Origin of the sequence: Caballeronia sp. dw_276, assembly GCF_018449635.1 — a bacterium.
Taxonomy (GTDB): domain Bacteria; phylum Pseudomonadota; class Gammaproteobacteria; order Burkholderiales; family Burkholderiaceae; genus Caballeronia.
Genome location: NZ_JAAVUV010000012.1, coordinates 44675 through 56757 on the forward strand (window position 1 = coordinate 44675; position 12083 = coordinate 56757).

Annotated in this window: 11 protein-coding genes; 2 read left to right on the plus strand and 9 right to left on the minus strand. The window is 61.6% G+C overall.

The window, feature by feature from the left end; translation table 11 throughout:
• Positions 1-43 precede the first annotated feature (43 nt).
• The 9 genes from HB633_RS23480 to HB633_RS23520 form a co-directional block, all read right to left on the minus strand.
• Positions 44-1066: an L-threonylcarbamoyladenylate synthase gene (locus HB633_RS23480; RefSeq protein ID WP_213780524.1), complete on the minus strand. Its 1023-nt coding sequence runs from the start codon at positions 1064-1066 to the stop codon at positions 44-46.
• 4 nt (positions 1067-1070) lie between these two features.
• Positions 1071-2258, minus strand: coding sequence for a 5-(carboxyamino)imidazole ribonucleotide synthase (locus HB633_RS23485; RefSeq protein WP_213780525.1), 1188 nt, complete (start codon positions 2256-2258; stop codon positions 1071-1073).
• Between the two features lie 47 nt (positions 2259-2305).
• Entirely contained in the window at positions 2306-2821 is a 516-nt protein-coding gene (gene purE, locus HB633_RS23490) for a 5-(carboxyamino)imidazole ribonucleotide mutase (RefSeq protein ID WP_213780526.1), read from the minus strand.
• A 47-nt stretch (positions 2822-2868) separates the two neighbouring features.
• The gene (locus HB633_RS23495) at positions 2869-3771 is read right to left on the minus strand and encodes a phosphoribosylaminoimidazolesuccinocarboxamide synthase (RefSeq protein WP_213780527.1); all 903 of its coding nucleotides are present in this window, start codon (positions 3769-3771) and stop codon (positions 2869-2871) included.
• A gap of 209 nt (positions 3772-3980) precedes the next feature.
• Positions 3981-5045 carry a class II fructose-bisphosphate aldolase gene (gene fba, locus HB633_RS23500; RefSeq protein ID WP_213780528.1) on the minus strand — a complete coding sequence of 355 codons (1065 nt, stop codon included), beginning with the start codon at positions 5043-5045 and terminating at the stop codon, positions 3981-3983.
• Positions 5046-5936: 891 nt separating this feature from the next.
• Positions 5937-7373: a pyruvate kinase gene (gene pyk, locus HB633_RS23505; protein ID WP_062000714.1), complete on the minus strand. Its 1437-nt coding sequence runs from the start codon at positions 7371-7373 to the stop codon at positions 5937-5939.
• Between the two features lie 466 nt (positions 7374-7839).
• Positions 7840-9030 (minus strand): phosphoglycerate kinase, encoded by a 1191-nt coding sequence (locus HB633_RS23510; protein WP_213780529.1) that lies wholly within the window; start codon positions 9028-9030, stop codon positions 7840-7842.
• Positions 9031-9447: 417 nt separating this feature from the next.
• Positions 9448-9771, minus strand: coding sequence for an AzlD domain-containing protein (locus tag HB633_RS23515; RefSeq protein WP_213780530.1), 324 nt, complete (start codon positions 9769-9771; stop codon positions 9448-9450).
• Positions 9768-10538 carry an AzlC family ABC transporter permease gene (locus HB633_RS23520; RefSeq protein WP_213780531.1) on the minus strand — a complete coding sequence of 257 codons (771 nt, stop codon included), beginning with the start codon at positions 10536-10538 and terminating at the stop codon, positions 9768-9770. Before HB633_RS23520 ends, HB633_RS23515 begins: the two co-directional genes overlap by 4 nt.
• Before the next feature lie 288 nt (positions 10539-10826).
• Here HB633_RS23520 and HB633_RS23525 point away from each other — a divergent pair, with 288 nt between their 5' ends.
• Positions 10827-11750 carry a branched-chain amino acid transaminase gene (locus tag HB633_RS23525; protein WP_213780532.1) on the plus strand — a complete coding sequence of 308 codons (924 nt, stop codon included), beginning with the start codon at positions 10827-10829 and terminating at the stop codon, positions 11748-11750.
• A gap of 81 nt (positions 11751-11831) precedes the next feature.
• A complete protein-coding gene (locus HB633_RS23530; RefSeq protein ID WP_213780533.1) occupies positions 11832-12026 on the plus strand; it encodes a zinc-finger domain-containing protein in 195 nt (64 codons plus the stop codon).
• The last annotated feature ends 57 nt before the right edge of the window (positions 12027-12083 follow it).

The window sequence follows — 12083 nt, forward strand, 5'->3', positions numbered from 1 at the left end:
AAACGCCCGGTTCTTTCGAGACCGGGCGTTTTTGATTTTGGCGCTATTCCTGCTCCTCAAACGCCGCCGCCGCCCTTCCCAGCCGATCGTTCACGGCGCTCCATTCCGCCGATACCGGCAGCGTCTCGATCAAAATCCGCTCCACATCCTCGCGATCCAGCTTGCGCAACAAACCGTACAACTCGCGCGCGTAGCTTTGCGGATCGTCTGGCGCGGCGATGAAACGCACATTCGGCGCATCGGCCCATTTACCCGCGCTCGATGCACGCGCGACCAGCGCCAGCTTTTTATCGGCGGTGAGAGGATGCGCTTCGAGCATCGGTTCCAGCGCATCGAACGGCAGCAAACGCAGCGGCGTGCGCGGCGCGTAATGCGCCTTCAGCGTGCCCGACGCGCGTGGCGCGCTGGCATCGGTGCCGTCTGGCAGACGCGGCATGACGCCGAGAATGTCCGCAATTTCAGCCGGACTCACATGCCCCGGCCGCAGCAAAGCCGGGAAGCCACGCGATAAATCCAGGATCGTCGATTCGATACCCACCTTCGCCGCGCCGCCATCGAGCACATGGACGCTCGTGCCGAATTCATCGCGGACATGCTGCGCCGTGGTCGGGCTGACGTGCCCGAACCGGTTCGCCGATGGCCCCGCCACGCCGCCATGACCGTCGCGTAAGGTACTGAATGCGGTGAGCAAAGCCTGCGCGACCGGATGCGAGGGGCAGCGGATCGCCACCGAATCCTGCCCGCCGCTGACCGCCGCGGGCACGTGCGACGCGCGCTTCAGGATCAACGTGAGCGGCCCGGGCCAGAAGGCATCGATGAGTTTTCGCGCATCCGGGGTGAGCGTCTCCACCCAGTACGCGGGATCGCTGCCGGGCGCGAGATGCACGATCACCGGATGATTCGATGGCCGTCCCTTCGCCGCGTAAATCCGCGCGATCGCCTCGGGGTTCTCCGCGTCGCCGCCCAGTCCGTAGACCGTTTCGGTCGGAAACGCGACCAGATGGCCGGCGTCGAGCAACGCGGCGGCTTCCGTGATTTGCGCGACGCTGGGCGCTTCGAAGGTCATCGTGTCAATCCAGCGCGATATGCAGCAGACGGGCGCAATCGCGCGCCGCCGTGCGCACCTCTTCCAGCGTGGCCGCCGTGAAATTCACGTGGCCCATCTTGCGGCCCGGGCGCGCTTCCTCCTTGCCGTACAGATGCAAGCGCGCGGTCGACATGGCAATGACTTCGTGCCACGGCGGAATATGCGCTTTGGCGCCATCGAACCAGACGTCGCCGAGAATGTTGAGCATGGCGGCGGGCGAATGCTGGCGTGTATCGCCAAGCGGCATGCCGGTCATCGCGCGCACTTGTTGCTCGAACTGACTGGTGGCGCAGGCGTCCACCGTGTAATGGCCGGAATTGTGCGGGCGCGGCGCCATTTCGTTGGCGATCAGCGAACCGTCTTCGAGGATGAAAAATTCCACGCACAGCACGCCGACGTAATCCAGCTTGGCGGCAATCGTGAGCGCCGCGTCCTGTGCCTGGGCAACGAGCGCATCGGTTGCATCGGGCGCGGGCACGACGGTTTTCGCGAGAATCCCGCCGACGTGCTGGTTCTGCGCGAGCGGGAACACGGCCGATTTGCCATCGCCGGAACGCGCGATCAGCACCGACACTTCAAATTTCAGCGGCATGCGTTTTTCGAGCACGCACGGCACGCCCGCAAGCGAACCGTAGGCGGTGCGGACTTCATCGACGTTGCGCACGCTCGTCTGGCCCTTGCCGTCATAACCAAGGCGCGCTGTTTTCAGGATCCCGGGCAGCACGGCGGCGATCTCATCGTCGCTCAAGGCGGCGAGCGCTTCCGGCGACTCGATCACCACATGCGGCGCCACGGGCACGCCCGCGCTCGCGATAAACCGCTTCTCCGCCACGCGATCCTGCGCGATCGCCACGCACCGCCCGGCCGGGCTGACGAACGTGGTCTTCGCCAGAAAATCGAGGCTGGCGGACGGCACGTTCTCGAATTCCGTCGATACCGCCGCGCACAAGCGCGCGAGTTCGGTCAGCGCGGTTTCGTCGTCGTAGGCGGCGCGGATGTGTTTATCGGCGACGGAACCGGCGGGGCTCGTCTCGTCCGGATCGAGCACCGCCACGCGATAGCCCATGGATTGCGCGGCGAAACAGAACATGCGGCCGAGCTGGCCGCCGCCGACCATGCCGAGCCATGCGCCCGGCTGGATGGGAGAACTGGGTTGGGTGTGTGCGTTCATCGTGTGGGGTCGGTCAGCCGGGAGTGAAGCCTTTTGAGCTGCTGGATTTAAAGCGGCGGGAGGACCATTGCGTGCGCCGCGTCGTTCTGCCGGACGCGGAAAGCGGCGAGTTTTTCGGCATAGGCGCTTTGCGTCACGGCAAGAATCGATACCGCGAACAGCGCCGCATTCGCCGCACCCGCCTCGCCGATGGCGAACGTCGCGACCGGCACGCCCTTGGGCATCTGCACGATCGAATGCAACGAATCGACGCCCTTCAGATATTTGCTCGATACTGGCACGCCCAGCACCGGCACCGTGGTCTTGGCGGCGAGCATGCCCGGCAAATGCGCCGCGCCGCCCGCCCCCGCGATGATCGCCGCCAGTCCGCGCGAGCGCGCGCTTTCGGCGTAGGCGAACATCTCGTCGGGCATGCGATGCGCGGACACGACCTTCGCCTCGTACGGCACGCCGAAGTCCTGCAGGATCGCGACGGCATTTTTCATCACGTCCCAGTCGGAACTGGAACCCATCAACACGCCGATCAACGGTGCGTCATGCGTGTGGGCCTGGACTTCGCTCATCGTGCTGCATTCCTGTGGTTTGGGTCTGTGCTTGATTGCGTGCGACGTTATGCCAGCGACTGGCCGGTCAGGCGCTGCAACGCCTCTTCGTACTTCTCGGCAGTCTTGGCGATGACATCGTCCGGCAGTTTCGGCGCCGGCGGCGTCTTGCCCCACGATTGCGTTTCGAGCCAGTCGCGCACAAATTGTTTGTCGAACGATGGCGGGTTCGTGCCCACCTTGTAACCGTCCGCCGGCCAGAACCGCGACGAATCCGCCGTCAGCACTTCGTCCATCAGAAACAGTTCGCCGCGATTGTCGAGCCCGAATTCGAACTTCGTATCCGCGATAATGATGCCGCGCGTCGCCGCGTACTCCGCCGCTTCCTTGTACAGCTTGATGGAAATATCGCGGATGGTCGCCGACAATTCCGTGCCGATCCGGCGTTCCATGTCGTCGTACGTGATGTTTTCGTCGTGATGGCCCATTTCGGCCTTCGCTGCCGGCGTGAAAATCGGCTCGGGCAGCTTTTCGGCGTTCTGCAGGCCGGGCGGCAATTCCACGCCGCACACCGAACCCGTCGCCTGATAGTCCTTCCAGCCGCTGCCGGCCAGATAACCGCGCACCACCGCTTCGACCAGGATTGGCTCGAGGCGCTTCACCACGACGGCGCGGCCTGCGACCTGGCCGGCTTCATCGGCGGAAACGACGGTCGCCGGATCGATGCCCGTATTGTGGTTCGGCACGATGTGCTTCAACTTCTCGAACCAGAAATCGGCCATTTGATTCAGCACGCGGCCCTTGTTCGGGATCGGCTCGCCCATGATCACGTCGAACGCCGAAAGACGGTCGGTCGTCACGATCAGGAGTTTGTCCGTGCCGACGGCGTAATTGTCGCGGACCTTGCCGCGGCCGAGCAGCGGCACCGATTTCAGCGTGGATTCGTACAGCGGGGAATGTTGGGTGGACATCGTCATCTACCGGAAAAGTGCTGCAACGTCGGGCTAGGAAAAAATGATCAGGATACAAACGATAAAACCAACGCGCCGTTCCCCGGGAATGCGGGAACGGCGGGTTGTATTGATTGTGTTCGTGGCCGATTCAGCGCCATTGTAAACGCGTCCGGCGGTTGTCTCGAATTTAGTCGGGACGAACAGCCAGAAACTTGCTTACTTCGCGCTTACTTGACGATCTGCGCCAGCTCGCCGGACTTGTACTTTTCGGCGATTTTATCGAGCGGAATGGGCTTGATCTTGCCTGCCTGACCTTCGCAGCCGAACTGCACGTAGCGTTCGAGACACACCTTCTTCGCCGCTTCGCGCGCCGGCTTGAGGTAGTCGCGCGGATCGAACTTCGACGGATTTTCGCCGAAATAACGGCGGATGGCGCCGGTGATGGCGAGACGCAGGTCAGTATCAATATTTACTTTCCGCACGCCATGACGAATCCCTTCCTGGATTTCCTCGACCGGCACGCCGTAGGTTTCCTTCATGTCGCCGCCGAATTCGCGGATTTCGGCCAGCAGATCCTGCGGCACCGACGACGAACCGTGCATGACCAGATGCGTATTCGGGATGCGCTGATGGATATCCTTGATGCGTTCGATGGCCAGAATATCGCCCGTTGGTTTCTTGGTGAATTTGTACGCGCCATGCGACGTGCCGATGGCGATTGCCAGCGCATCGCACTGCGTTTTCTTGACGAAGTCGGCGGCTTGTTCGACGTCGGTGAGCAGTTGCTCACGCGTCATGGTGCCTTCGGCGCCGTGGCCGTCTTCCTTGTCGCCCATCATGGTTTCGAGCGAGCCGAGCACGCCCAGTTCGGCTTCCACCGTCACGCCGATGGAGTGCGCCGCTTCCACCACTTTGCGCGATACATCGACGTTGTATTCATACGATGCGACGCTTTTGCCGTCGGCTTCGAGCGAGCCGTCCATCATCACGCTGGTGAAACCGCTGCGGATGGCGGCCATGCAGACGGCCGGCGACTGGCCGTGGTCCTGGTGCATGACGACCGGGATGTGCGGATACGATTCGACCGCCGCTTCGATCAAGTGGCGCAGGAACGCTTCGCCGGCGTATTTCCGCGCACCCGCCGATGCTTGCATGATGACCGGCGCGTTCACTTCGTCGGCGGCGGCCATGATGGCTTGGACTTGCTCCAGGTTGTTGACGTTGAATGCGGGAAGCGCGTAGCTGTTTTCAGCTGCATGATCCAGCAGTTGTCGCATTGATACGAGAGGCATAGGTCTTACTCCTTGAGATGAAACGAATTTTTCTGTCTTGATTTTTTGCCTGCGGCAGGCTTTTCTTCTGCGAGCGTTTTTTTGCCTGCGGCGGGTTTTGATTGGGTTTTACGGGGAGATTGATGAGGCGGGGGGGTTGGATTTGGTGGGACGGGGTTAGTGCTGGGTTGCTGCTTTTTGGGTCTTCGCGCGTTCTGTCTTAGCTGTTCTCTTTCGCACTATTAGCCACTGTGCGTGGCGGCACTTCATTTCTTTGTCCAACGGCGACAAAGAAACGAAGCAAAGAAAACGCCTCTCAACCGCTAATTCTTAAGTGTCCACAGCGTGCAGTGACAACGGTTTGGTACCCCAAAAGCACGCTCAGCGTATAACCTCGTCCGGTTGAAACCCTCCCCCTCCGTCAACCGCAACCCACACGCTTCGCCACCAGTGTGGGAATCCGTTAACCAGGCCTCCGCGCTGCGCGCGCTGATGCACAAACCGAGGAGTCGGCCGTACCGGTCAAGAAGTCTCGGATTCAAAATGCTTTGAATCCGTTATGGGCTATTCCGTTGTTATGCGTAGGCCAGGTTTCCGTATTAACGGATTCCCACACTGGTGGCGAAGCGTGTGGGTATCTGTTGACGGAGCGGGAGGGTTTCAGCAGGACGTGGTTATTCGCTGAGCGTGCTTTTGGGGTACCAAAACGTTGTCACTGCACGCTGGGGACACTTATGTGCCCTCGTTTGGAAGGCGTTTTCTTTGCTTCGTTTCTTTGTCGCCGTTGGACAAAGAAATGAAGTCCCGCCACGGACAGTGGCTAATAGTGCTAAAGAGAACAGCCAACACAAACCGCGCGAAAGCCTAAACAGCAGCAACCCGGCATCAACCCCTCCCCAAGCGCCAGCGCCTTTAGAACGGATCTCCAACCCGCACAATCTTCATCGCGTTGGTCCCACCGGCCTGCCCCATCGGCTCCCCGACAGTCAAAACCACCATATCGCCGCGCGCCGCATAACCCTTCGAAACCACCACCTCCAGCGCCTGCTGAAGCGCAACATCGCGATCGGTGTTCGTATCCAGGTGCAACGAAGTAACATTCCGATAAAGCGCCATAGTGCGCTCACTACCAATCCTCGGCGTCAACGCAAAAATCGGCACATGCGACCAATGCCGCGACATCCACAGCGCCGTCGCGCCCGACTCGGTCAGCGCAACAATCGCCTTCGCACCCAAGTGATACGCCGTGAACAACGCGCCCATCGCAATCGACTGATCGATGCGCGTAAACGTCCGGTCCAGGAAATCCTTGTCCAGCTCGCTCTGCTCCGACTTCTCGGCTTCCAGGCAAATCGCCGCCATCGTCTCGATGGTCGTCACCGGATATTTTCCCGCCGCAGTTTCCGCCGACAACATCACGGCATCCGTTCCGTCCAGCACGGCATTCGCCACGTCCGATACCTCCGCGCGCGTCGGAACCGGCGCGTGGATCATCGATTCCATCATCTGCGTGGCGGTGATCACGAACTTGTTCGATTCACGCGCCATCCGGATCATGCGTTTTTGCAATGCCGGCACCGCCGCGTTGCCCACTTCCACAGCCAGATCGCCACGAGCGACCATGATGCCGTCGGAGGCGTCGAGAATGCCCTGCAGCGCCGGAATGGCTTCCGCACGCTCGATCTTCGCGATCATCTTCGGCTTGATGCCGTAAGGCGCGCCGGCAATATTCGCCAGCTGCCGCGCCATTTCCATGTCCGTAGCGTTCTTCGGAAACGATACCGCCACAAAGTCCGCACCCAGCGACATGGCCGTCTTGATGTCCTCCATGTCTTTCTCGGTCAGCGCCGGCGCCGTCAGCCCGCCGCCCTGCCGGTTGATGCCCTTGTTGTTCGAGAGATCGCCGCCCACTTTCACGGTCGTATGAATCTCTTCGCCAATCACGCGCACCACGTCGAGCACGATCAGGCCGTCGTTGAGCAACAGCACGTCGCCGCTGCGCAGGTCGCGGGGCAGGTCCGGATAGTCGAGACCGACGCGCTCGTCATTGCCGAGCTCGCAGCGTGCATCGAGGATGAACGGGTTGCCCGCAATCAACGTGACCTTGCCGTTCTCGAATTTGCCTACGCGAATCTTCGGGCCTTGCAGGTCGGCCATCAGCGCGACTTCGCGGCCACATTGCTTGGCGGCGTCGCGAACATACTGCGCGCGCTGGCGATGGTCGTCGGCGGTGCCGTGGGAGAAGTTGAAACGGACCACGTCGAGACCGGCCTGGATCATTTGCAACAGGATCTCAGGGGAGCTGGAAGCCGGGCCGATGGTGGCGACAATCTTTGTAGCGCGATGCATGGAATTCCTCGTCTGGGTGGTATCGCCTGAAACAGCGCTGCGAGTACGGTGCGCCGACGGGGATTCAGATGTCTCCGCCTGCGAACGCGCGCCGGATCGTGCCGACGTCGCTTTTTGATGGCTATTCGATAACTGCCCGGGGCCAGGAATCAACGACGCTGCATTCGTGCCGCCGATCATGACCGCCGTTTCCTTCTTCAATTTTCCGCCACGCCGGGCGGGTGCCCGGGCTGAGCGCTTGGGCTTTTCATCGCTTTCTGCTGCGGGTGAAAGCGCGTCCGCGGCAGAAGCCGTGCTGGACTCGTCGTCCGCTGGCGTGGATGTGGCGAGCGCTTCAACCGCCCGGGCGTGGCGGGCCTCTTCGCCCACGCTGCCTTCCACGTCCTCCACCATCTTCTCCGCCAGCTCCTCCACGGCCAATACAGACCGTTCGCTTTCCGACTCCGACGTGGCTTTTGTCATCGGATCAGGCCCGCGATTCGAGCACTTCTACCGCCGGCAACGTCTTGCCTTCCAGGAACTCAAGGAACGCGCCGCCGCCCGTGGAGATATAAGAAATCTTGTCGTGGATGCCGTATTTCTGGATGGCCGCGAGCGTGTCGCCGCCGCCGGCAATCGAGAACGCCGACGAATTCGCGATGGCGTCCGCCAGCGTCTTCGTGCCGTTGCCGAACTGGTCGAACTCGAACACGCCGACCGGGCCGTTCCATACGATCGTGCCGGCCTTTTCCAGTTGCGCGGCGAGCGCCTTGGCGGTGTCCGGACCGATATCGAGGATCAGGTCGTCGTCCTGAACCTGATCGACGGCCTTCGTTTCAGCCTTCGCGGTGGCAGCGAATTCCTTTGCGGTCACGACGTCGCTCGGAATTGGCACCGATGCCCCACGCGCGCGCGCTTCGCTGATGATGGTCTTGGCTTCATCGACGAGATCCTTTTCCGCCAGCGACTTGCCGATCTTCAAACCGGAAGCCAACATGAACGTGTTCGCAATCCCGCCGCCCACGATCAACTGGTCGACTTTCTCGGCCAGCGACTTGAGGATGGTGAGCTTCGTGGATACCTTCGATCCCGCCACGATCGCGACCAGCGGGCGCTTCGGCTCGCCGAGCGCCTTGCCCAGTGCATCGAGTTCAGCCGCGAGCAGCGGACCGGCGCACGCAACGGGCGCGTATTTGGCGATGCCGTGCGTGGTCGCTTCCGCCCGATGCGCCGTGCCGAACGCGTCGTTCACGTAGATATCGCAGAGTTTGGCAAGCTTCTGTGACAGCGCGTCGTCGTTCTTCTTCTCACCTTTGTTGCAGCGGCAGTTTTCGAGCAGCACGACTTGTCCGGGCTGAACCTCTACGCCATCGACCCAATCGGCCACGAGCGGCACGTCGCGGCCGAGCAGTTCGCCAAGCCGCTTGGCCACCGGCGCCAACGAGTCTTCGGGCTTGAACTGGCCTTCCGTCGGACGGCCGAGGTGCGACGTGACCATCACGGCCGCGCCCGCTGAGAGCGCCTGCTGGATGGCCGGCACCGACGCACGCACGCGCGTGTCTTCAGTGATGTTGCCCTGATCGTCTTGCGGCACGTTGAGGTCGGCACGGATGAAAACACGTTTGCCGGACACGTTGCCTTCGGCGATCAGATCGGTGAAACGCAGTACTTTCGTCATGGGAGTCAGCGTGTGAGCGGGTGATTGGAAAGCGGTTCGGGCGAATTGATTTTGCGGACCAGAGACAAACAAGTCCTGTTGCTCGCGGGAACTGCTACGGGGAAATTGATGTGGAAGCTGACGTTGCGTGCTGGCGGCCGGTTGAATGAAACGAGCCAGGCAGGGAGGATAAAGCGAATCGCGCGGCCGCTTGCGCCGCTGACTGATGCGTCAAGACGGCTGAGCGTGACAGCGGAGAACGAAGCGAGTGAAGCTGTTGAGCGGTGACTGCCGGATACACGTTCGACCTCATTCGATACGACAGCAAGAACGCCATTTTAACCGATACCCACCGCCCGCCAAGGCTGGAAACGCAAATCCCCAGGATTCGGGAAAGCTCACAATGCCCGACGCTTCATGTTGCGTCGCAACACGATTTCAGGCGATCAACCGCAATAGGGTGAACACGATCATGCCGACGACAATCGTCCCAAGCATGCTCCGCCGCCACAAGAACCACGCGAGACCGCATATCGACGCATAGAGCGCGTGGTTCGAGAACGCGATGGAAAGTCCATCCGGCGTCGACAACAAGTCAGGCACGACAACCGCAACGAGCGCCGCCGCCGGCGCGTATCGCAATGCGCGCTGCACGCGGTCGGGCAGGATCATGCGTTCGCCGCCAATCAGGAAGAGCGCGCGCGTGATGCCTGTAATCAGCGCCATGCCCGCAATGGCGAGCCATACCTGAGCGGTGGTCATCGGACGCTCCGGGGATTTTTCGAACTGGCGGCGGACGCGGCTTTCGACTTGGCGCGTGCGCCCATCTTCTCTGCCATCAGATCCACGAAGGTTCCGGCCAGCAATGCTGAAACAACCGCCAGCGGCAACGACAACCGATAAGGCAAATCCAGCGTGATCAACGCAATCACGCTGGCCACGCCAACGGCCGCGAGCGTCGAGCGCGTGGCGATCGCGGACACGATCAACGGAATCAGCGCGAGCGTCCCGGCGAGTTCGAGGCCCCAGTTATCGGGGAAAAGGCTCGCGAGCAGAATCCCGGCAATCGATGAAACCTGCCACGACGACCAGCTCGTCGCCGCCATTCCCCAGAAAAACGCCTCCTTGCCCGGCTGATAGCCGACGGGGAAATTGCGCTTCGAGAACATCAAATAGATGATGTCGCCGTTGAAATAGCCGAGCACCAGGCGGCGCCGCAGCGGCAGATACGCGAAATGCGGCGCGAGGCCCGCGCTGAAAATGACGAAGCGCAGGTTGACCATGGCCGCGGTCAGCAGAATGGTCCAGAGCGGCAGCTTGGCGGCGAAGAGCGGCAGCACGGCAAGCTGCGACGAACCTGCGTACGCCGCGAGCGACATGCCAAGCGCTTGCGGCACGGTAAGCACCGATTTCGCCATCGCGATACCGGTGACGAGACCCCACGAGAACGTGGCCGGAACGGCCGGAGAGAGCGTTTTGACGCCATCTATGAATGCGCGTCGATTGGTATCGGACAGCCGATCGAACATGGAAATGAGTGCGGGTCGGTGCGGCCGGACAGCGCCCTGGAGGAAAGGCCGAGTGCGATTTGCGCGCGCGTTGGGCGCATCGCGTAGCGGCGAAAGGCGAATTATAGCGTCGTGAAAGGCGTCAAATGGCCGACGCCGCCCATTTTTTAATCGAAAAGACGCTAAAATGACGGTCTTTGGCCGCCCGGCCGCGTGCCGGTTTTGCATCGAAAACCGGGTTCCGTGCATTCGTGGAACTGCGCCGGCGGCCCATTCAAACACGAGCACAACCTTCGCCAGGAGAAACGTATGTCAATGGCCGACCGCGACGGCAAGATCTGGATGGATGGCAAGCTGATCGACTGGCGCGACGCCAACATCCATGTGCTGACCCACACGCTGCACTATGGCATGGGCGTTTTTGAAGGCGTGCGCGCCTACAAGACCGGTAACGGCACGTCGATCTTTCGCCTCAAGGATCACACCAAGCGCCTGCTCAATTCCGCCAAGATCTTCCAGATGGAAGTCCCGTTCGACCACGCCACGCTTGAAGCGGCGCAGCTCGAAGTGGTCGGCGTGAACAAGCTCGAATCCTGCTATATCCGCCCGATCATCTGGGTGGGATCGGAGAAGCTGGGGGTATCGGCGAAGGGCAACACCATTCATGTGGCGATCGCCGCATGGCCGTGGGGCGCCTATCTCGGCGACGACGGCATTGCGAAGGGCATCCGCGTGAAGACGTCATCGTTTACGCGTCACCACGTGAATGTATCGATGGTCCGCGCCAAGGCGTCCGGCTGGTATGTGAACTCTATCCTGGCAAACCAGGAAGCCATCACCGACGGTTACGACGAAGCGCTGCTGCTCGACGTGGACGGCTACGTGTCGGAAGGCTCCGGCGAAAACTTCTTCCTGGTGAACAACGGCAAGCTGTACACGCCGGACCTGGCGTCGTGCCTCGACGGCATCACGCGCGATACGGTCATCACGCTCGCGCGCGACTTCGGCATTCCGGTGATCGAAAAGCGCATTACCCGCGACGAGGTCTACACCTGCGACGAAGCGTTCTTCACCGGCACCGCCGCCGAAGTCACGCCGATCCGCGAGCTGGACAACCGGACTATTGGCGAAGGCCGTCGCGGCCCGATCACGGAAAAGCTGCAAAGCGCTTTCTTCGATATCGTGAGCGGCAAGAACAAGAAATACGCGGACTGGCTGTCGGCGGTCAAGTAAATGCCACGTCGGACCGGCGTAAAAGCCGGTTCGCCGCGTCCCCAGAATAGAACGTAGAAACGAACCCGAACGAGATTCCTCATGAGCGAACTGAAGGAAATGCCGCTGGTGCAGTTGTCGGCCAAAGACGTGCCGGCGTTCTGCCCGAATCCGAACATGCCGCGCTGGAGCACGCACCCGCGCGTGTTTCTCGACATCACGCACGGCGAAGCGCGCTGCCCCTACTGCGGCACGCGCTACAAGCTGAAAGACGGCGAAACGGTCAAGGGTCACTGAGCGCGTAGCTCGCCCGGGCCGGATACACGGGCGCCCGGGCAGACCCGATCCGTGGTC

Coding starts and splice junctions, on each gene's coding strand:
- HB633_RS23515 (WP_213780530.1), bottom strand. CDS start 9,771: ATGACCACCGCTCAGGTATGGCTCGCCATTGCGGGCATGGCGCTGATT.
- fba (WP_213780528.1), bottom strand. CDS start 5,045: ATGCCTCTCGTATCAATGCGACAACTGCTGGATCATGCAGCTGAAAAC.
- HB633_RS23530 (WP_213780533.1), top strand. CDS start 11,832: ATGAGCGAACTGAAGGAAATGCCGCTGGTGCAGTTGTCGGCCAAAGAC.
- pyk (WP_062000714.1), bottom strand. CDS start 7,373: ATGCATCGCGCTACAAAGATTGTCGCCACCATCGGCCCGGCTTCCAGC.
- HB633_RS23485 (WP_213780525.1), bottom strand. CDS start 2,258: ATGAACGCACACACCCAACCCAGTTCTCCCATCCAGCCGGGCGCATGG.
- HB633_RS23495 (WP_213780527.1), bottom strand. CDS start 3,771: ATGTCCACCCAACATTCCCCGCTGTACGAATCCACGCTGAAATCGGTG.
- HB633_RS23510 (WP_213780529.1), bottom strand. CDS start 9,030: ATGACGAAAGTACTGCGTTTCACCGATCTGATCGCCGAAGGCAACGTG.
- HB633_RS23480 (WP_213780524.1), bottom strand. CDS start 1,066: ATGACCTTCGAAGCGCCCAGCGTCGCGCAAATCACGGAAGCCGCCGCG.
- purE (WP_213780526.1), bottom strand. CDS start 2,821: ATGAGCGAAGTCCAGGCCCACACGCATGACGCACCGTTGATCGGCGTG.
- HB633_RS23520 (WP_213780531.1), bottom strand. CDS start 10,538: ATGTTCGATCGGCTGTCCGATACCAATCGACGCGCATTCATAGATGGC.
- HB633_RS23525 (WP_213780532.1), top strand. CDS start 10,827: ATGTCAATGGCCGACCGCGACGGCAAGATCTGGATGGATGGCAAGCTG.